Origin of the sequence: Vibrio splendidus (assembly GCF_024347615.1) — a bacterium.
Classification (GTDB): Bacteria; Pseudomonadota; Gammaproteobacteria; order Enterobacterales; family Vibrionaceae; genus Vibrio; species Vibrio splendidus.
Genome location: NZ_AP025509.1, coordinates 1554175 through 1573041, shown reverse-complemented (window position 1 = coordinate 1573041; position 18867 = coordinate 1554175). Strand labels below are relative to the sequence as shown.

The 18867-nt window shown below is 45.8% G+C and carries 17 protein-coding genes and 1 pseudogene; 6 read left to right on the top strand and 12 right to left on the bottom strand.

The genetic code is table 11. From position 1 onward, the window contains the following. The gene (locus OCU90_RS24095; RefSeq protein WP_061021089.1) at positions 1–1176 is read right to left on the bottom strand and encodes a homogentisate 1,2-dioxygenase; all 1176 of its coding nucleotides are present in this window, start codon (positions 1174–1176) and stop codon (positions 1–3) included. After that, positions 1169–2242 (bottom strand): 4-hydroxyphenylpyruvate dioxygenase, encoded by a 1074-nt coding sequence (gene hppD, locus OCU90_RS24090; RefSeq protein ID WP_061021088.1) that lies wholly within the window; start codon positions 2240–2242, stop codon positions 1169–1171. The genes OCU90_RS24095 and hppD overlap by 8 nt, the downstream gene beginning before the upstream one ends. An 83-nt stretch (positions 2243–2325) precedes the next feature. Between hppD and OCU90_RS24085 the strand changes: the two are divergent. After that, a pseudogene (locus OCU90_RS24085) lies at positions 2326–2508 on the top strand (hypothetical protein). Positions 2509–2601: 93 nt separating this feature from the next. Here OCU90_RS24085 and OCU90_RS24080 read toward each other — a convergent pair. The 6 genes from OCU90_RS24080 to OCU90_RS24055 form a co-directional block, all read right to left on the bottom strand. Next, on the bottom strand, positions 2602–3261 hold the full coding sequence (locus OCU90_RS24080; RefSeq protein ID WP_061021086.1) for an HAD family hydrolase: 660 nt from the start codon (positions 3259–3261) through the stop codon (positions 2602–2604). Position 3262: 1 nt separating this feature from the next. Next, a complete protein-coding gene (locus OCU90_RS24075) occupies positions 3263–4282 on the bottom strand; it encodes an ABC transporter ATP-binding protein (RefSeq protein ID WP_004732593.1) in 1020 nt (339 codons plus the stop codon). Further along, positions 4282–5067 (bottom strand): ABC transporter permease, encoded by a 786-nt coding sequence (locus tag OCU90_RS24070; protein ID WP_004732591.1) that lies wholly within the window; start codon positions 5065–5067, stop codon positions 4282–4284. Before OCU90_RS24070 ends, OCU90_RS24075 begins: the two co-directional genes overlap by 1 nt. Next, positions 5067–5960 carry an ABC transporter permease gene (locus OCU90_RS24065; protein WP_017082910.1) on the bottom strand — a complete coding sequence of 298 codons (894 nt, stop codon included), beginning with the start codon at positions 5958–5960 and terminating at the stop codon, positions 5067–5069. Before OCU90_RS24065 ends, OCU90_RS24070 begins: the two co-directional genes overlap by 1 nt. Beyond that, entirely contained in the window at positions 5957–6835 is an 879-nt protein-coding gene (locus OCU90_RS24060; RefSeq protein ID WP_061021084.1) for an alkaline phosphatase family protein, read from the bottom strand. The genes OCU90_RS24065 and OCU90_RS24060 overlap by 4 nt, the downstream gene beginning before the upstream one ends. A 61-nt stretch (positions 6836–6896) precedes the next feature. Beyond that, positions 6897–8021: an ABC transporter substrate-binding protein gene (locus OCU90_RS24055; protein WP_017084958.1), complete on the bottom strand. Its 1125-nt coding sequence runs from the start codon at positions 8019–8021 to the stop codon at positions 6897–6899. A 211-nt stretch (positions 8022–8232) separates the two neighbouring features. On the opposite strand from OCU90_RS24055, the gene OCU90_RS24050 reads away from it, so the two are divergent. Further along, positions 8233–8961: a UTRA domain-containing protein gene (locus tag OCU90_RS24050; protein WP_004732583.1), complete on the top strand. Its 729-nt coding sequence runs from the start codon at positions 8233–8235 to the stop codon at positions 8959–8961. Between the two features lie 130 nt (positions 8962–9091). On the opposite strand, the gene OCU90_RS24045 is transcribed toward OCU90_RS24050, so the two are convergent. Continuing rightward, positions 9092–11521, bottom strand: coding sequence for a hybrid sensor histidine kinase/response regulator (locus OCU90_RS24045; RefSeq protein WP_061021082.1), 2430 nt, complete (start codon positions 11519–11521; stop codon positions 9092–9094). Positions 11522–11609: 88 nt separating this feature from the next. Between OCU90_RS24045 and OCU90_RS24040 the strand changes: the two genes are divergently transcribed. Beyond that, complete coding sequence (locus OCU90_RS24040; RefSeq protein ID WP_061021080.1) at positions 11610–12368, top strand: substrate-binding periplasmic protein; 759 nt, start codon at positions 11610–11612, stop codon at positions 12366–12368. Between the two features lie 172 nt (positions 12369–12540). Here the strand turns inward: OCU90_RS24040 and OCU90_RS24035 are convergent, their stop codons facing one another. After that, the gene (locus tag OCU90_RS24035) at positions 12541–13026 is read right to left on the bottom strand and encodes an NADAR family protein (RefSeq protein ID WP_004732576.1); all 486 of its coding nucleotides are present in this window, start codon (positions 13024–13026) and stop codon (positions 12541–12543) included. Between the two features lie 265 nt (positions 13027–13291). Next, positions 13292–13486: a PA3496 family putative envelope integrity protein gene (locus OCU90_RS24030; RefSeq protein WP_004732575.1), complete on the bottom strand. Its 195-nt coding sequence runs from the start codon at positions 13484–13486 to the stop codon at positions 13292–13294. 363 nt (positions 13487–13849) lie between these two features. Between OCU90_RS24030 and OCU90_RS24025 the strand changes: the two genes are divergently transcribed. Genes OCU90_RS24025 through OCU90_RS24015 form a run of 3 tightly spaced genes read left to right on the top strand, consistent with a single transcriptional unit; the run spans position 13850 to position 16158 of the window. Then, on the top strand, positions 13850–14674 hold the full coding sequence (locus tag OCU90_RS24025; RefSeq protein ID WP_061021078.1) for an ABC transporter ATP-binding protein: 825 nt from the start codon (positions 13850–13852) through the stop codon (positions 14672–14674). A gap of 9 nt (positions 14675–14683) precedes the next feature. Continuing rightward, complete coding sequence (locus OCU90_RS24020) at positions 14684–15616, top strand: ATP-binding cassette domain-containing protein (protein ID WP_061021076.1); 933 nt, start codon at positions 14684–14686, stop codon at positions 15614–15616. Next, the gene (locus tag OCU90_RS24015) at positions 15613–16158 is read left to right on the top strand and encodes a hypothetical protein (protein WP_061021074.1); all 546 of its coding nucleotides are present in this window, start codon (positions 15613–15615) and stop codon (positions 16156–16158) included. Before OCU90_RS24020 ends, OCU90_RS24015 begins: the two co-directional genes overlap by 4 nt. 446 nt (positions 16159–16604) lie before the next feature. Here OCU90_RS24015 and OCU90_RS24010 read toward each other — a convergent pair whose 3' ends face one another. Beyond that, positions 16605–18584 carry a replication initiator protein RctB domain-containing protein gene (locus OCU90_RS24010; protein ID WP_004732568.1) on the bottom strand — a complete coding sequence of 660 codons (1980 nt, stop codon included), beginning with the start codon at positions 18582–18584 and terminating at the stop codon, positions 16605–16607. Positions 18585–18867: the final 283 nt, after the last annotated feature.

The following is an 18867-nucleotide window of genomic DNA, read 5'->3' as shown; positions in this document are numbered from 1 at the left end:
TTACTTCTTATCGTCAGCCATGGTTTGAGAACCTGTCTCTTGCAAACCCGTGTCTTGCCAACTGTAGACATATTCTTTGTTCTCAACGCTATCGAGTTCATCAGAGAACTGCAGCGCATGGCGAGTATCGATCATCACCGCGACTTCATCGGTGAACTTTTTCTTATGCGCTTGCCCAGCCTTAAAGGCTTTAGGATGAGGCCCATGAGTGAAGCCCGCCGGGTGGAAAGTCACCATACCCGCTTCAATATTATCGCGGCTAAAGAAGTCACCTGCGTGATAGAACAGCACTTCGTCATAATCGTCATTGTTGTGGTAGAACGGCACTTTCAATGCACCTGGATCGCTCTCAATCGGGCGCGGTACAAAGGTGCACACCACAAAGCCTGCGCCAACAAACGTCGTATGCGCAGAAGGTGGCAAGTGGTAGCGATGTGACATCAGCGGTCTGATATCTCGCCAATTCACTTTCACCACCGCTAAGTCGCCATGCCAGCCAATTGCATCCAATGGATTGAACGGATAGGTGATCACACTGACTTTGTCGTGACGTTTTACCTGAACCTGAGTCTGGCTTTCTGAATACTGAGCGCGGAATTGATCGTTGATTGAAGGGATGTCGAGCACCGCCGGATCAAACACCGCGTGATTACCGACCATGCCTTTCTCTGGCAAGGAGTAAGCCGCGTCTGTGTTCTCAATCATCAAGATAAACATCGGCTCGCTTGGCTCTAAACGCCAGTTGGTCGAGCGCGGGATCATCACGTAATCCCCTTCACTCACCTCTAGATGACCATAGTCACAATAGAGATCGGCGCTGCCTTGATGAATGAACAGCAGCTCATCACCATCAGAATTACGCACCAAGAAATCCATCTTCTCATCCATTCGCCACACGCGGATTTTGCAGTCCGCATTGTGTAAAAGATGAGGCACCGCCCAAGGGGTTATCTGGCTGGCTTTTTCCACCAGCGTAAAATCAAAAGCGCGAGGGCGCAGATCGCCCTCCCACTCCGACCAACCTGTTGGGGCGTGTTGGTGATGAAAGTGAGCCGCAGGGCCGAAGAAACCACTCCGGCCAGCTTCTCGCTCATAAATTGCCTCTTCGGGAAAATCGGCGTGCGCTTGTTTAGAACACACCCCCTCCCGATGAGGAAACGAGATCCATTTATGCATCGTCTAATACTCCTCGACGAATCTGGTCCTCTTCAATCGATTCAAACAGCGCCTTGAAGTTACCTTCACCAAAGCCTTCGTTGCCTTTACGCTGAATGATTTCAAAGAACACAGGCCCGATTACTGTCTGTGTGAAAATTTGCAGCAAGATGCCGTCTTTGGTCGGCGCGCCATCAATCAGAACGCGTAGGTCACGCAGCAAATCGGTATCTTCCCCGTGGCCTTTCACACGATCGTCAACTTTCTCATAGTAGGTGTCAGGAGTTGGCATAAAGTCCATACCGCGATCACGCAGGGTTTTCACCGTTTTGTAGATGTCATCCGTAGCGAGTGCGATATGTTGGATGCCTTCGCCGTTGTATTCGCGAATGAACTCTTCGATTTGTGATTTGTCGTCGGAAGACTCATTGATTGGGATGCGAATCTTGCCACATGGTGAGGTCATGGCGCGGCTCACAAGGCCTGTCAGCTTACCTTCGATATCGAAGTAGCGAATCTCACGGAAGTTACCGATACGCTCATAAAAACCAGACCATACATCCATATTGCCTTGTTTCACGTTGTGCGTGAGGTGATCGATTTCATACAAGCCAACATTGGCTTCGGCCATGCGCTGTTCCGCATCGTCATAGAATCGGAAATCGACATCGTAGATGCTCTGCTTGCCATAACGATCCACAAAATAGAGCAGGCTTTCACCGATGCCGTAAATGGCAGGAATGCTCAGCTCCATCGGCCCTATTTCTGTTTTGTACTCCTCACCACCGCCCTTGAATGCTTGCTCCATTGCAGCTGTCGCTTCGTTGACACGAAAAGCCATGCCGCACACCGATGGCCCATGCACCTTGGCGAACGCTTCCGCTTGGCTGTGCGGCTGTTCATTAACGATGAAGTTGATGTCACCTTGTCGATACAGCCAAGCCTCTTTTGAGCGATGCTTGGCGACCTCAGCAAAACCAAGTGACACAAACAGTGCTTTAAGTTGCTCAATTCCCTTGTGGTCAACGGCCGTGTATTCAACAAACTCGAATCCATCCGTACCAAGCGGGTTGTATGTATCCACCATGAACTTTCTCCTTGTACCTATTGGTTTTGTATTACGTGGTTTTTGTCCTTAATTAAATTTGGCCCACAAGCGGAAATAATGGAATGGATGGAAGGAAATGGGCAATAACGCTAAAAACCCGTCAAATTGTAAAATATTTGTTACACGCAAATCACTAAAACAGGAAAGTGAGTGCTATCAAGGGATTGAAAGATGGTGGTTTGATTTACAGCCGAGGAATAGATGTTATTGAATTGTTACATGCGTGCTTTTGTCAGCTAAGATGATAAATCAAACATTAGCCTGATGTACAAAAAAGCCGCTGTAGTCAGCGGCTTGATGAGCTCTAGAAAGAACCTAATTCGAATATAAGATTCGCGTTAATCCCAGTCGAGAATCGACCAGTTCGGTTGATCGGCTAACGCTTTTAAACGCGGACATGGGTTCACCAGATAGGCAAAATCGGCGTGTTCACACAAAGGTAAGTCGTTGATTGAATCCGTATAAAAGTGAATGTCTGAGTAGTTAGTTTCTTGATTGTCTAACCACTCTTTTAAACGCGTCACTTTGCCTTCACGATAGCTTGGTACGCCTGATATTTGAGACGTAAAACGGCCTTGGTTTTCAATCAAATCAATACCGAGTGCATTCTCGATACCAATCTTACGACCCACCGCTTCCACTAAGAAAGTCACGCTGGCAGAGATGATCAACATATCGATATCATCATTCTCAAGCTGCTCAATCAAAGGTTTCGACTGCTTGAACTGTTTAGGCAAAATATGCTGTTCAACACACTCTTCGACCAATGCTGTGACTTGCTCTATTGGCATGTCCGCGAGTGGCTGCATAGCGAACGTGAGGTAATCTTCCATGTTCAATTTGCCTTCCGAATACAAGCCCATTAAGCGCTTATCTTCTTCAATAAAGTTGGGCGCGGTGACAATGCCCTTTTCAACCAAGAACTCATTCCAAAGCATTGCTGCATCAGCATTGATCAGCGTTTCATCCATATCAAATACATACAAAGGTTTGAACATCTTAGGCTCTCACTGGTTGAATTTCGTTAAGGTTAAACAGGAGTTCAAGTTGGCTGCCGTTTGCCAACAGTCGCTCAGAGGAACGGTTTAACAAGTCGACCGTTAATTCACATTCATCAACGTCCACTTGGTATCGAATCACGTTACCCAGCAGCTGGTGGTTGCGAATGGTGCCCGTTTTCGGCGCGGAGATATGCTCGCCATACTGTCGGCCTTGCTCTTTAACGTAGATAGATTCAGGACGAATCGCCACCTTCCACTCGGTTTCAATGTTGAAAAGTTGCTTGGCCTTGTTCGCTTGCACCAGATTGTAGTGCCCCATGAACCCAGCAACAAACTCATTGGCAGGTTGAGTGTAGATCTCTTCGGGTGTGCCTGCTTGGACGATCTCACCTTTATTCATCAAGAAGATGCGGTCAGACATGATCATCGCTTCTTCTTGATCATGAGTCACGAAGATCGTGGTCAGGTTCATCTCTTTCTGAATATCTCGGATCTGTTGGCGTAGGTGCTTTCGGATCTTCGCATCCAGCGCCGAAAGCGGTTCATCGAGCAATAGAATACGCGGCTTGACCACCAAGGCTCTTGCCAAGGCCACACGCTGGCGTTGACCGCCCGATAACTGATGCGGGTAGAACTTTTCTTTGCCCGTTAAGTCCACCAGCCCAATCACTTTCGCGACTTCGCGCTTAATCTCATCGGCGGCAAGCTTTTTCATCTTAAGGCCAAACGCAATGTTGCCTTCAACCGTCATGTTTGGGAACAGCGCATAAGATTGAAACACCATGCCGATGCCACGCTGTTGTGGCACTTGGTGAGTAATCTCTTCACCGTTGACCCAGATCTCGCCACCATCGACAGGATTCAGGCCAGCCAAGCTGCGCAGCAGAGTCGATTTACCACAGCCACTCGGGCCAAGCAGAGTAATGAATTCGCCCTTCTCGATGGAAAATTCAATGTCTTCAAACACTGTGTTGTCACCAAAGCGCTTGGTGAGGTTTTTCGCATTTACATAGCTCATTATTTTGTTCCCTGGCTGAAACGACTTGCCAACCAAGTCAGTAAGAAAATAAACAGGAAGTACGTCATCACAAGGGCTGACGTGAAGTGGCCGCTGGTTTGACGCATGTTGTATAGGTAGATTTGCAGTGTCTCGTAGCGTGTTCCTACCAAGATGTTGGCGAACACGAACTCGCCCAATAGGAACGAGAACGACAAGAACAGTGACGCCATTAAGCCTTTCTTAAGGTTTGGCAAAATAATCAGCAAGAATGCCTTGGTGGTACTCGCGCCAAGCAGGTGTGCCGCGTCCATCAGGTCATGCAGGTTGATTGCTTCAAAGCTGTTGGCAATCGCGCGGTACATGAATGGCAGCGCGATGGTGAAGTAAGTACCAATCAAGATCCACGGTGTGCCTATCAAAGAAATCTCACTATCGGCATACAACTGAAGTAAGCCGACTGACGAAACTACTGGCGGTACTGCGAACGGCAATAAAATCAGGATATTCATCACTTTGTCGAGTTTCGGGAAATAGTAAAACACCACGAAAATCGCAGGCAGAACCAACACCACACTCAATGACAGCGCTGCCACACAGATAAACAGTGAGCGACCAAAGGCTTGCAAGAAGCGAGGATCCGTCAGCAGGTTGATGTACCAATCTAACGTGAAGCCATCCGGCAGGATAGTGGCGCCCCAACGCGAGGAGATCGAGTAGATAAAGGTCGCTAAGATCGGAATCATCATGATGCCGACAATCGAATAGACAACCGTTTTATGAAAGCGAGTATTTACGGTGTTCATTACTTTCTCTTCCCTGCGTAGCTTTTACTGATCAGCCATTGGTTAATCACGGTGATGAAGGCCAGCATCGCCATCAGAATCACGGAAATTGCGGCAGCTAGGTTGGGTTCTAGGAACAGGTCGCCCGATACCAAGCTCGCAATTCGAATCGTAATCACGTTGTAGTTGCCCGAGGTCAACGCATACACGCTCGCATACGCACCAATCGCATTGGCAATCAAGATGATGAAGGTGCCGAACAAAGCCGGAGATAGCACAGGCAGCGCGATTTTGGTCCAGTACTGCCAGGTTTTTGCACCAAGCAGTGCTGAGGCGGCTTGCCAGTCGTCACTCAAGGCATCGAACGCTGGATACAGCAACAACACCGCTAATGGGATCTGGAAGTAGATGTAAATCGCCAGCAAACCCCACTTGCCGTACAAGTCAAAATCGCCCAGTAAACCGTACTGCTTAAGCAATAAGGTGATCGCACCATTAGTACCAAGGATGATGATGAATGCGAACGACAGAGGCACACCAGAGAAATTGCTGCTCATATTGGTAAATGCGATCACCGCATCGCGGATTTTAGAATCAACACGGCGCAATGAAGAGACCAACAGAGTCGCAATCGCCAAGCCAACAATGCTCGACCAAATCGACAACCATAAACTGTTGCCAAAAGCCTGCATCATGAAAGCAGAATCGAATATTTCAGAATAGTTTTCGAGAGAGAGCTCATCGTCATAGAAGAAGCTGTTGATCAGCACCCAAACCATAGGTGCCAGTTGGAATAGGTAGAAGAACAGCGCGAAAGGCGCAAGCCACAAAGCGGGCTTGAAGCGTTGAAAAAAAGATTTGGTTTTGGGTTTAAGCGCAGAGCCATCGGTCTGCGTGATTACAGAACTGCTCATAGGGCCAACAATTCCTGAGTGTAAGATTTATCGTGTTCAAGGTTGAGTAGCTGACACACGCTGCCGCAGATGTCGGTCTGTTTCACTGAACATTCTTGGTGTGTAAACTTATCGCCAATCACAAAGAAAGGCACTTCACGCTCTTCAGGCAGAATGCCACCATGAGACAAGTCATTGTTCATGCCATGATCACTGGTGATGATCACTTGATAACCATCATTTACCCATTTCTCAAGGTAGTTCGATAGGTAGATATCCGCGCCACGAGCACTATTACGGTACTGGCGAGAATCCAGCCCATGCTTGTGTCCCATGTCGTCAATGTTCATTGGGTGAATCAGCAAGAAATCAGGCTGATGAGTCACGCGCAAGTGCTCTGCATCCAAGAACAAGGCTTCATCTGGGTAGTGATCCCAGTGGTAGAAACAACCGTGTTGAATGTTCATGGTCTCATCGTTGGTGAAACGGTCGCGTACTGCATCAAATGGCGCTCGGTTATATAACTCGCTCACCCAATGGTAAGCCGCAGCTGCCGTCACTTTGTTCTGCGACTTCGCCAAGCTAAATACCGACTCGTGATTCGACAAACGCACGATTTGGTTGTTGACGATGCCACTCTCAACAGGGCGAACACCGGTCAGGATGCACTCATACAGTGGACGTGACATAGACGGCAGCTCGCACTGCACAGGGTAAAGCGTGGCGCGCAGCTTATTTTTTTGCGTGCTCTGCGAAGTGCCCTGTTTACTGTACGAATCGCCCTGTTTTGTCTGCATATCACTTAGTTCTAGAAGACCGTTCAGGTAGCCCATACAATCACGGGCTACCTGATAGTTCAGTCCATCTAGAACAACAAGGATAACCTTATTGCTCATGGTCTATTCTCTATTGCTTGTTTCTAAAAGCCACCTATTGAAGGTGGCGTGTTAAGCGGGGTTATTGCTGGTGAATCAATACGCTTTCTTGCCATTGACGTGGCAGGCGACGTGCTGATTTTTCCCATGCTGAGAAGTCAGTCACTGGGTGAACATTGCTGTATTCATCGTTCGAGATCAGCTTGTCTTGTACTGATTGAGGTAGCGTAATGTTGCTGCGGATTGGACGTGCGTAACCTTCTGCTAGGTTGATTTGGCCTTGGTCGCTGAAGATGTATTCACGAGCCAACTTCGCCGCGTTCGGGTTTTGTGCGTATTTGTTAATGATGGTGGTGTAACCAGAAATCACTGAGCCATCTTGTGGAATGCTGACGGTAAAGCGCTCACGGTCGATCTTGTCGCGGTAGTTCAGTGCGTTGAAATCCCACATGATTGCCACTTCCACTTCGCCTTTTTCAAGGTTAGCGATGCTTGGGTCAGTGTAAGACAGACGGCCTTGCTTCGCTAATTCACCAAAGAATTTAATCGCTGGTTTTAGGTTCGACTCGTCACCGCCGTTAGCAAATGCAGCCGCTAGAATTGCGTTGTTTGCTTGTGCTGCTACACCTACATCACCGACTGTGACTTTGTAGTCACCTTCTAGTAGGTCACTCCAAGATTTTGGTGCATCTTCAACAAGGTTATTGTTTGAAATGAACGAGATAGTACCTGTGTAAGCCAGAGCCCAGTGACCATCTTTGTCTTTTGCCCAGTCTGGAATGTCATTCCAAGTGGTTGGTTTGTATGGCTGAGTGACGTTTTTCTTCACAGCGACACGTGCAAATGCAAAACCCACATCACCAATATCAGCGGTTGCGTTTTTCTTCTCTGCTTCAAATTTCGAGATCTCTTGCGCCGAGCTCATATCGGTATCCTGATGCTTCAAACCGTAGTTTGCTTTCAGGTCAGTCCATGTGCCTTTCCAGTTTGCCCAACTGTCTGGCATACCCACACTGTAAACAGCACCCTCTTTTTGAGCGGCTTCAATCAGTGACTCAAGATCAGCATCCTTCGCCATCGCTGGCATTGAAAGTGTTGCCGTAAGTCCTGTTACACCAATCAATTTAGCGGTTGTGCCTATTAGCTTTGTAGGTGAACCCATCAATTTTCTTGGCGATACAGTTGAACGGCTAAGCAAAGTTTTCATTGTCTCTATCCTTCTGGACTAGGTCAGTAAGTTCGTTTTGTATGCTATAGCCGGAATGTGACGGTTTACCGTAAGTTATTTGACAGTTCGAGTGCATTTACGTGGCAGTTATATTTCACTCATATGACAATAAGCCATTGTTTACTGTCACATTCCTGTTAACTCCATGGTTTACCTTATTAAGCACACGAACTTATGGACTAGATCAGTAATGAGAACATTGGGCACCGGGCAATCAGGGACACAGTTAGGAAGAATTAAGGCGAGTATTCGAGAGCAGCTTCAATCAGGTATCTTCATTGAAGGGCAAAAACTGCCATCAGAAAGAAACCTGAGCGAACTGTTTTCCACCACACGAATCACGCTCAAAGATGCGTTGGTGTCTCTGGAAACCGAAGGTTTGATATACCGAGAAGAGCGCCGTGGCTGGTATGTGTCACCCGAACGTATCCGCTACAACCCGCTGTCTCGTTCTCACTTTCATCAAATGATTCGCGAACAACACCGCATAGCAGAAACAAGGCTGCTGAGCACCCGTACAGAGATGGCCGCGGGCGATTACGCCAAAGCATTAGAGATAGAACAGATAACGCCGATACACGTGATTGAGCGATTACGCTTTATTGATGGCAGAGCGGTGCTGTTTGTTGAAAACGTCTTAAAAGCGCCGTTGTTTGAGAAGGTGTTGTCAGAAAACCTCACCATGTCGCTGACAGGCATCTACCGAGAAAAATACGGCTACGAGACCCAACGATCGCGCTTTGATGTGATACCCACCTCTGCCCCTGCGCATGTCGCCAAGGCGCTGAATTTGGCAGAGGGGCAGCCTGTTCTTAAGATCTGCCGAGTGAACTACAAACAGGACGGTGAACTAATGGATTGCGAGTTGGAATACTGGCGACCCGATTCTGTAGTGATTCATATTGATAGTATTGGTTAGCGTCACGTAACCATTTGCCTAGGCCTAGGTTTAAGCTTTGGCTTAGGAAGAAAAAGCGAGCACATACAAAAACTCCGACTGATTCAGTCGGAGTTTTTATTTTCAACGGTTACGTTTAATGAGGCACTAACTAAACAATCTTTTGCTCATCTTCTTCTTTGGTCGAATCGGTTTCTTTAGATAAAAAACTGGCAACGATCTCTCTAAGCTTTCCTTGATTAACCGGTTTTGGTAAAAACTCATCCATACCCACATCAAAACACAAATGCTTGTCTCGTTGCACGACGTTGGCCGTCAGTGCGACGATTGGAATATGTTGTGAAGAGCCCTCTTCTAACGCTCTGATCTGTTTAGTGGCTTCGAAGCCATCAAGAACCGGCATCTGGCAATCCATAAAAATCATCTCGTATTCGTTGGCCTGGAATTTCTCGACACCAATTTCACCGTTGTCGGCAATATCAACCTCAAAGCCAAGCTTCTTGAGCATCATCTTGGCAACTTGCTGGTTTACTCGAGAGTCTTCAACGACCAATACTTTGCCACTAAACGAAGCGGCCACTGGTTTTAGCTCTTCTTTGATTGGAGCTTGTTTGTCCGTTTGTGTGGTTGTGACAGAAGCCGTTGGTGTAGCTTCAACAGAACCCGCGGGGTTGGTTAATGGTACTGGTTCATTATCTTTGAACGCAACCTCGCCTCTGTTCGGATAGGTAAAGGTCGAGGTATCAGCAGCTCTCGCGAGGACTTCACTCAACGTCCATTTAAGTTGGTTATCTTGATAAGGACGAGCTATGTAGGCAACAAAACCCACTTGTTTAGCGCGCGCTTCATCTTGCTTGCGTAGGTCGGCAGAGATCATCACCAGCTTAGGACACGCTTTGTCAAAACGCTCAATCAAACTTCTTGCTAACTGGAACCCATCAATAGACGGCATCACTTTATCAATCAGCACCAGATCATAAGGCGATGACTTCGCCACAGACTCCGAAACAAGCTCTAACGCTTGGGTGGCGGTTTCACAACACTCGGACTTAACGCCGAATGATTGAAGCTGTGTTGAGGTAATACGCATATTCAGCTGACTATCATCAACCAGAAGCACCGAGACTTTATTAAAATCGATATTGCTTTCGTCAACGTCCAGGCTCGGGTCAAAGTCAGCGGTAAAGTAGAATGTACTCCCCTTGCCTACGACACTGGTTAGCTCAAGCTTGCTGCCCATTAAGGTCACGATCTTATCGCATATCGTCAGACCAAGCCCGGTGCCTCCGTAAATACGGGTGGTGCTGCCGTCGGCTTGTTGAAACTTATCGAACACCGATTGTTGCTTGTCTTCAGCAATACCAATACCGCTGTCAGTCACCTCAAATTTCACTCTGAGCTTTTGTTCTGGCTCTATGACTTCTTCCAAGCGAAGTGAGAGTGTGACATGACCATGATCGGTAAATTTGATGGCGTTGCCGACTAGGTTATTCAGCACTTGTCTTAGCTGGGTGCCATCGCCAATCACCATGGTTGGGATCTTAGGATCAATCGCCAGTTGGAATCTGAGCCCTTTCTGTTCGGCTTTAACTCTAAACGTCGATTCAACATCGGCAGCAATACCCATCATCTTCATTGGTTCTTGTTGCAGTTCTAGACGACCCGCTTCTATCTTCGAGTAGTCGAGAATGTCATTGATTAAGTCGAGTAGAGTAAGCGAAGAGGTATTGAGCATATCGACATACTCTTTTTGCTCTTTCGGCATATCCATTTCTGAGAGCAGAGACGACAGTCCGATAATCCCGTTCATCGGGGTGCGGATCTCGTGGCTCATGTTGGCAAGAAATTCACTTTTGTTGCGGTTGGCAACCTCAGCGACATCTTTGGCTTTTTCCAGTTCTTGGTATTGTTGACGAATACGTTCAACCGACTGGTTATAGCTACTCTCTAGTGTCGAGATCTCGTCTTTGTAAGTAGAATCGGTTGGCGTTATGAAGCGTGGTTTGTTGTCTTCGACCTGTTGCTGGTTGATCTGGGAAGACATAGTCATTAAGCGTTTGACCACGAGGCGATAGACGATCGTTAAGCAAACCAGAGACAATAAGAAGATTTTAACGGCTTCGAAGGCGAGTAATAGTACAACTCGTTCTTCAAAGTCGTTGAGGATCATGCTCAAATCAGATTGCACCGTGAGCGTCGCTAATGGGAAATCTGTCCCCCCCATCTGGTGCACCATTTCCCAAGACTGGGAATAAGACTGACCTGAGGTCTTTTGACCTAATTCTAGAATTTTTTCATCGGGACTTTCGATAAGAAGGTAACTAACCGAGGGTAGGCGGGAGATACCTTCGGCTTGCACAAACAGTTGCTCTCGATCTTCAACCCACAAACTGGACGTTAAACCCGAAAGATAGCCAGCCTTAACCTGTTCGATTTGAGAACTGATAAAAGAAACTCGACTTTGGTACTCCACATACAACCCTAGACCTGTCACTATAACCGTGAATAAGGTGCTGATTGCTATGATAGTCCCGATCAACTGTCGGGAGAGTCCAATATAGCGTTTTCCTTTTGTCACCATACACAAATTACCATTATTGTTATCCTAGCAAACTACAATTACTCAACTAGTATAATAGTAGTCATTCATCAAATAACTAGGGAAGGTTATGAAAAAACATCTTATATTTGCATCCATAGTCAGTTTGTTTTCAAGCAGTTATGCTTTTGCAAGCGAACCTGTTCACTACTACATTATTGCGAGCCAAGCGCAACCTTTTCAGATCGAAACTGACGGGTCATCTCACAGAGGAATGGTTTCGGATATTGTTGAGGCCGTATTTGATGACAGCCAATACGAGATCGATTACCACACCTACCCTTTCAACCGTATGATTGACAAGCTCGACGCGAGAGAGAATCCAAACTGGATAACCTACGGCAGTCCTAGTTGGGGAAATATCCAATCTGTAAACCTGTCTAAAGATCCGATTTACAATGTAAAACACGTGTTACTCAGCAGTGGCAAGGAACCATTTGAGTTCAATACTATCGACGATTTAAACGGAAAAGCGGTGGTCTTGCTGGTGGGGTTCGAATATCCAAACCTAGAGCCTTACATCAAACAAGGTAAGCTCAACGAGATTCGAGTTAAAGATTACAGCGCGGCTTTTCGTGTATTAAACCGAACGCCTGGTGATACCGTTTTTGTTGAGATGGAATCGAGAATCAAATACAACCTAAATGAGCAGAAGTTAAGTATTGATGATTACCAGATGCAAGAGTTTGGTTCAGTGATCAATAACTACCCTATCCATTTGGCGTTTGACCCTGAGATGGATCCTAAGCTGCAAAGCTTCATCAACCAACGTCTCGACCAAATGAAAGACGATGGTCAGATCGATGACATCGTGCAAGGGTACTTATAGACCCTTCGTTTATCTGTAATAGCGCCTAGTTGACGTTGTAGAGCACTTTTCTACTCTTAGTCACCTTAGCTCGACTTGCAACGAAAAGGCCGCTCTGCTTAATACTAAATTGCAGAGCGGCCTTTAAAATTTAACGTTTAGGGAAACTATCTTTGAACTTGTACTCGATAGGTTAGTGCGAAGCAATCAAATGCAGTTGTTGATTACGAAGCTGTTGTCGCACCGCCATCAAAATTTCACCTAAACGGTTCTCACCAGTTCCATCACCACCATCGCCCCAAAAATGGTCTTTATGAGAATGCTCTTTGATCACCGAATCTCCGGTGTTAGTCAGAAACAGCGCAAACTGCGGGTTCTGTCTGAACTTCTCAGTCACAATGAACTGCATCACTTCAACACGAATGTCATACCAATCTTCTCGAACTTGGTCTTCATAATCACGACTTAAAGAGAACGCTTCAGCAGGGGTACTGGCTTCCAAAATAGTATTGCGTAACGCTTCAGAAGCAAATTTCATCGCTTGATAATAATGTTCGCTGGTTGCCCAAACTTGATCGTTAACCTTAATGGGACAAGCTGCAAAATTTGACAGGTATCCGTTTGGATCTTCAGGTTCATAAAACAGCACTTCTTTGGCTTTCGCCACAGAATTAGACATAGCCTTCTCCTTACCAACGACATCTCATATTTTTGCTTTAACTTTAAAATTAGTGGCGTTGCATATTACTGTCAAACAACTTAGTTCAAGAGTATGCCATGAGCATGTTTTTAGTCGGGAACAAGTAATCTAAAGGCAGGACAATGGATTTAAATGGTGGGAGACAAGGAACATGGTTTACTTATAAAAAACTCATAGCCCTTTTAAAAAGTTATATAAATCAAAGGGTGGCGGTGCGCCACCCTCTTAAATGCAATAGGGGTCCTTAGTGAATAAGACCTAGTTCCCTCGCTTCTTCCAGACTAAAACCGCTTTCTCTAATTTCTCTTAGAGCTTCAATACGACGACGAGCTTCAGCGGACTTCATTTTCTTTTCTGGCTTGAAAGATACTTCTTCTTCAGCATCCCACTTGTTTGCAATATTTGTCATTTCATCATGGTTGATAGAATTAATGGACATGTTTTCCTCCGAAAAGCACCATGTAATGGACAGGTAATCTGTAGCAAATGCTATTTCACTTGTTAAGACATTCTGTACTGAAATGTGATGATTCCGACGCTTCACAAAGCTAATTAATAAATGCCTCATTTAAACTTTGCCAAAGCCATTTTCTGCAATTACATTTACAAGATTCCCCATAAGAAATGTGGTTTGATCCACCTCTCATTTTCCCCGTTCTCATTTCTTGTTTCCCCACTGAAACTTCGTGAAATAACCCAAGATAAATTTCGAGGCACTTCATTCTTTTTGTGCTCATCGCTTTCACTAAATTCACTTCATGTTAATGATAATAGTTATCAATATCATAACTGAGGATTTATCATGTCTAGGGAAAATTCAGATAAACCACTTCTCGAAGTGAAGAATCTATGTGTCGATTACATCACCGATGACGGCGATTTTAATGCTGTAAAATCCGTAAGCTTTAGCATAGGCCAAGGCGAGATTTTTGGTTTGGCTGGCGAATCAGGGTGCGGAAAAAGTACCATCGCGTTTGCCATTAACCGTTTACACAAGCCGCCTGCTTTCATCTCTGGAGGGAAGATACTGTTCGACGGGCAAGATCTGCTCGGTTTATCTGACGACCACTTGAACACCTTGCGTTGGAGCGAAATCGCCATGGTATTCCAAAGTGCGATGAACTCACTCAATCCCGTACTGACCATTGAAGAGCAGTTCGCTGATGTTTTACGTCACCACAAAGGGATGACCAACGAACAAGCTAAAGACCGCGCAGAGAAGCTCCTCGACCTTGTAAACATTCCTCGTAACCGCCTCACCGAATATCCGCATCAGTTCAGCGGAGGGATGCGTCAACGCTTAGTCATCGCCATCGCGCTCGCCCTCAATCCCAAATTGATCATCATGGACGAGCCGACAACGGCGCTTGATGTGGTTGTACAACGCGAAATTCTGCAGCAAATACACCAACTCAGAGAAGAGTTTGGGTTTTCGATATTGTTCATCACCCATGACCTCGCACTAATGAGCCAGCTATGTGACCGCATTGCCATCATGCGCCACGGCCAGATCGTTGAAATCAACCAAGCCTATGAGATTCGTAACAACCCTCAGCACTCCTACACCCAAAAGCTATGGAGTTCTTTCCCTAACATTCACGAACATGCGCACGCGACTACGTGCTAGGAGAGCTCTATGTCACAACCTATTTTTCAAGTGAAAAACCTCGTTAAAGAGTTCACCGTTAGCGGTGGATTTGGCAAAGAAGCGATCTTTAGAGCACTGCATGGTGTGAGTTTTGACTTACATGCAGGCAAAACACTGGCACTGGTTGGCGAATCTGGCTGCGGGAAAAGCACCTGCGCACGATTGATGACCAAGGTTTACCCTGCGACAGAGGGAGAGATACTGTTCAATGGCAGAGAGATTTCTACCCTAAAAAGCCGCAAAGATATCTTGGATTACCGCAGCCGTGTACAAATGATATTTCAAGACCCATTTGGCTCACTTAATCCAACTCACACCATTGAGCACCACTTAACGCGCCCGCTTAAAATCCATAAGCAAGTAGCCACGAAACAGGCTCTCACAGAGCGTCTCAAAGAGTTATTAACGCTGGTGGAGTTACCCATTGAAACTCTCACCAAATACCCTCATGAGCTCAGTGGTGGCCAAAGACAGCGGGTTAATTTAGCAAGAGCGCTCGCAGTGGGTGCTGAGGTTATCCTTGCCGATGAACCTACCTCAATGTTGGATGTTTCAATACGACTTGGCGTGTTAAACCTGATGCAAAAAATGAAGAAAGAATTGGGGATTGGATTTTTGTACATAACCCACGATCTTGCCACTGCACATTACATCGCGGAAGAGACGGCGGTGATGTACAAAGGGCAGATCGTCGAATGGGGATCAACACAGTCGATCTTAACCAATCCACAACACCCGTACACTAAGCTGTTGATCTCTGCCGTTCCCGATCCCGATCTGCCATTTGGCGAACTCGTCAAAAATGAGCCAAACTATTCAATAAACGCAGATCGAATTCGAGAGCAGAGCTGTGAAATACAGCATGCAATCAAGCAAGTTTCTGATAATCACTTTGTAAAACAGTGGAATAACGTTGCATGAATGAACTAGACACTTGGTTAGAGCGGATCGGAGATTGGTACAAAGACCGAAAGCATGATCAAGTGGACCGGTTAGAACCTTTGATCTTAACGCCTCCAGACGCGCTCTGGGGGCCATTGATCACGGATGAGCAGAGCAAAGGCATCGCATGTTGGCTAGACGGATGCCTGAGAATCTTTACGTTTTATCGACATAAAGACGTAACGCTGACGACATCGACAAAGTTTGCAGCACCAAGCGTATCATCGCTCTCAAACGAGGCTGGTGGTTCGCACAATCAAGAAAAGGCCTATCAATACCTGATGTTTGCTTATAGCAAGCTGCAGGCCGTGTCATGCAACCCAAAATCAGAGCCTGACTTGCAAGAGTGGTGCACACAGCGGCTCCAGCATTTATGTGTACTGGCTTTGGAATTTACTAACCAACAACAAGAACCTCGCTGGAAAGAAGAATCAGAAAAATTGATCGAATCGCATGTGCGTTTTATGGCAAGCCAACACCAGAACGATGATCAAGGTGCAGCTCTACGTCAACGCCACTGATCCACTCCACGATTTAACCCTGAACGATCAAACACCAAAGCAGAATCCCTTCACAAATAGGATCCGTAAAAAGCATGATCTAGCCTTGATCATGCTTCAGGGTCAGCAGTTACTAGTTACATATAAGTTATTGAATTTTAATAATTATACGAATTTCAGGCAAAAAAAAAGCGAGTCCCTTAGGAACTCGCAAAAATCTATTCAGTATGATGTAACAAAATATGAGCCAATCTATTAATCATAAGAAAGGACAAAGGTTGTCTATTCGGGATAAATAATAATCAACTGGATGCGTTACATTGTCAGAACTTTGTCAGCGTTAGGTGCGATTTTAATCAGCACCTAATGTGTTCAAACTATCCATTCATCGACCGTAAATTCGGGCTTCTTGGTACTGGGTATTTCTATTGCAAAAATCAGCTCGAAAGATCAACACGCCCTCGTGATTAATGGCCAATCGCCATTTCATCGAGCGCTAGAAACACATTCTCGTCCAAATGACCTTCGTGAACTTGTTTACACACTTTACGACGCACAGCCAAACCAGAAATCAAACGTTCAATGGACAGGTGTCGATTGCTGGTGCTGTCACGGTCGTTGTACAGCTCAATTAAGCGACTCAGTGTTTCGTATGGGATAACATCCTCCCCTACTCTCAACCAATCAAGCTTCTCAATGAGCTCTGAGCACTCTTCTTTGATTGAGGCATGTGAGTGCCCGGTCATAGCAGATAAAGCCGTTATACTGCGTTCTAGAGCCTCTGTGGAGGTATATTTAGAGAGAGTAATCATGATCTCATCAGCGTTGATCTCAACAGAGTGTTTACGCTGCTTAACTCGACGTCCCAATTTGCCTCTTGGCGACGGAGCTTTACGCTGAATTGGCTCAAACTCACCATCGATAATCTCAGACAGCTCTTCCAGCTTCTGCTTAGACACCATCTCGTTACGCAGCGGGTTCGGTAACGTCGGTGCCATATTACGCTTACCGGCGTTGGTGGTACGCGCTCTTGAATAACGCAACACCTCTTCGACATTACATTTAATATCAACCTGATAATCGGTGGTTTTGCCTTTTTCGATCAACGCCGTGATCGTCAAGTGATAACCCCAAAGATTTACCAGGAAAGTATCTTCTTGATCCCCTACTTCGCCCAATTTTCTGAGTTCGCGGATCAAATCCATCGAGAAGCGACGCCAATCGATATTACGAGCCAACTTCTGGTTCAGCTCGCTCAGTAACATACAATCTGAGTGGCGACGTGCCATACGGCTTCTAAAGTACGAATACATTTGGAAGACCAAGGTATGTTGTTTCAGGATTTCTGGCGGAAATAGGAAGAAATAATCACGCGTCAGCAGCTCTTCGTAGAACGAAGGTTCCCAGACAAGGATATACAGGTTCGGTTTAATGCGAATTTCGCCATCAGAGCCCTCTGTAGGCGCTTCTTCTGATGCCGTAATGGTTCTAGCTAAGAATCGGAAACGATCACTCTTGAAGCCTTCTGGCATGTTCTCGCTAAGCCAACGGCCCGTGAGCTCGTGCAGTTGGAAATCCGTAAATTCGATACGATCAATACTGTCACGGATCGAATCGCGTGCAGGACCGCTGTCTTTCTTGCCACGCAAAGACAAAATATCAGTGATGTAGAGTGGTGTTTTGTTCGGTGTGTGTTTCGCGTCGAGATGATAATCATCTTGGTGGTGATCATGATATTGAACAGTAAGCGTGAATAACGCGAACAGCGTCATCAGATCGTCAACCGTCATGATGTTTTTAGAAGATCGTGTCTCGATCACCGCTCGAGTGCCAGAGATCGAAACCATAGATTTCTGGTAGCTCTTACGTGTTCTAGGTGGCGCCAACGCTTGATCAATAATCCCCGCCCAATTGGTTGGAGAAACAATGAATTGATCCGCTTCGTCTTTCATCGTCGGTGGTGTATTCAGTCCGTGTTCATTCAGTAAGCGCTTGTTTACTTTGGTTTGAGCTAGTGCTTTAGAACGCTTCTGCTTTTCATTTTGCTTGACGCTTTCTGTCACTAAACTGGTGGCACCCAGTACCGATATCAATTGGTTTGGGTTCACAAAGCGATGCAACATGGTTTTACCCGCAAGGCCTTCTTCAAAACGAACTGGGATTTGTTTGAACAGACCAATACTTACAGCGGCTCTCAGCCTTTGTTGCAAGGCGGCGCGAGTCACTTGACCATCAGTTGATTCAATAATCTCGGTGGTGGAGACGTATCCATCTTTGCTGCTAAACCCACGTAGTGAAATTAGGTTAAGAAGCTCAACGATGCTTTTGGTGACCCCTTTGAAGTGTTGATATTGTTCTATCCATTCAACGGCTGTTTCAGATACCTCAAATAAATGACCATCTTTGTGGCTTCGTGCCTTAATTAACAATTTCTCTTCTGGTTTCATTTTTGATCCGTATCACACTAACCGTAATTTCACTATAGTTCCTGAATGATAAAGAAAGAATGATCATAAATAAAGAGAATTTATTGGCTTTTAAATAACTGATCTTTTTGATTAATATGATCTTAAATGATTAAGTGATCTAATGATCTGGCTGTGAGTTTGCTTTTAAGTGCATGAATTATAAGTGTTAAAAAAAATTCGATTGGAAAGCATGATCATAAAGAACTCGAAACGATGATCATTAAATTAAAGAAAGCATGATCACAGAACCTCAGAACGATGA

Coding starts and splice junctions, on each gene's coding strand:
- OCU90_RS24095 (WP_061021089.1), bottom strand. CDS start 1,176: ATGCATAAATGGATCTCGTTTCCTCATCGGGAGGGGGTGTGTTCTAAA.
- OCU90_RS24010 (WP_004732568.1), bottom strand. CDS start 18,584: ATGAAACCAGAAGAGAAATTGTTAATTAAGGCACGAAGCCACAAAGAT.
- OCU90_RS24040 (WP_061021080.1), top strand. CDS start 11,610: ATGAAAAAACATCTTATATTTGCATCCATAGTCAGTTTGTTTTCAAGC.
- OCU90_RS24080 (WP_061021086.1), bottom strand. CDS start 3,261: ATGTTCAAACCTTTGTATGTATTTGATATGGATGAAACGCTGATCAAT.
- OCU90_RS24045 (WP_061021082.1), bottom strand. CDS start 11,521: ATGGTGACAAAAGGAAAACGCTATATTGGACTCTCCCGACAGTTGATC.
- OCU90_RS24020 (WP_061021076.1), top strand. CDS start 14,684: ATGTCACAACCTATTTTTCAAGTGAAAAACCTCGTTAAAGAGTTCACC.
- OCU90_RS24035 (WP_004732576.1), bottom strand. CDS start 13,026: ATGTCTAATTCTGTGGCGAAAGCCAAAGAAGTGCTGTTTTATGAACCT.
- OCU90_RS24055 (WP_017084958.1), bottom strand. CDS start 8,021: ATGAAAACTTTGCTTAGCCGTTCAACTGTATCGCCAAGAAAATTGATG.
- OCU90_RS24050 (WP_004732583.1), top strand. CDS start 8,233: ATGAGAACATTGGGCACCGGGCAATCAGGGACACAGTTAGGAAGAATT.
- hppD (WP_061021088.1), bottom strand. CDS start 2,242: ATGGTGGATACATACAACCCGCTTGGTACGGATGGATTCGAGTTTGTT.
- OCU90_RS24030 (WP_004732575.1), bottom strand. CDS start 13,486: ATGTCCATTAATTCTATCAACCATGATGAAATGACAAATATTGCAAAC.
- OCU90_RS24070 (WP_004732591.1), bottom strand. CDS start 5,067: ATGAACACCGTAAATACTCGCTTTCATAAAACGGTTGTCTATTCGATT.
- OCU90_RS24060 (WP_061021084.1), bottom strand. CDS start 6,835: ATGAGCAATAAGGTTATCCTTGTTGTTCTAGATGGACTGAACTATCAG.
- OCU90_RS24015 (WP_061021074.1), top strand. CDS start 15,613: ATGAATGAACTAGACACTTGGTTAGAGCGGATCGGAGATTGGTACAAA.
- OCU90_RS24025 (WP_061021078.1), top strand. CDS start 13,850: ATGTCTAGGGAAAATTCAGATAAACCACTTCTCGAAGTGAAGAATCTA.
- OCU90_RS24065 (WP_017082910.1), bottom strand. CDS start 5,960: ATGAGCAGTTCTGTAATCACGCAGACCGATGGCTCTGCGCTTAAACCC.
- OCU90_RS24075 (WP_004732593.1), bottom strand. CDS start 4,282: ATGAGCTATGTAAATGCGAAAAACCTCACCAAGCGCTTTGGTGACAAC.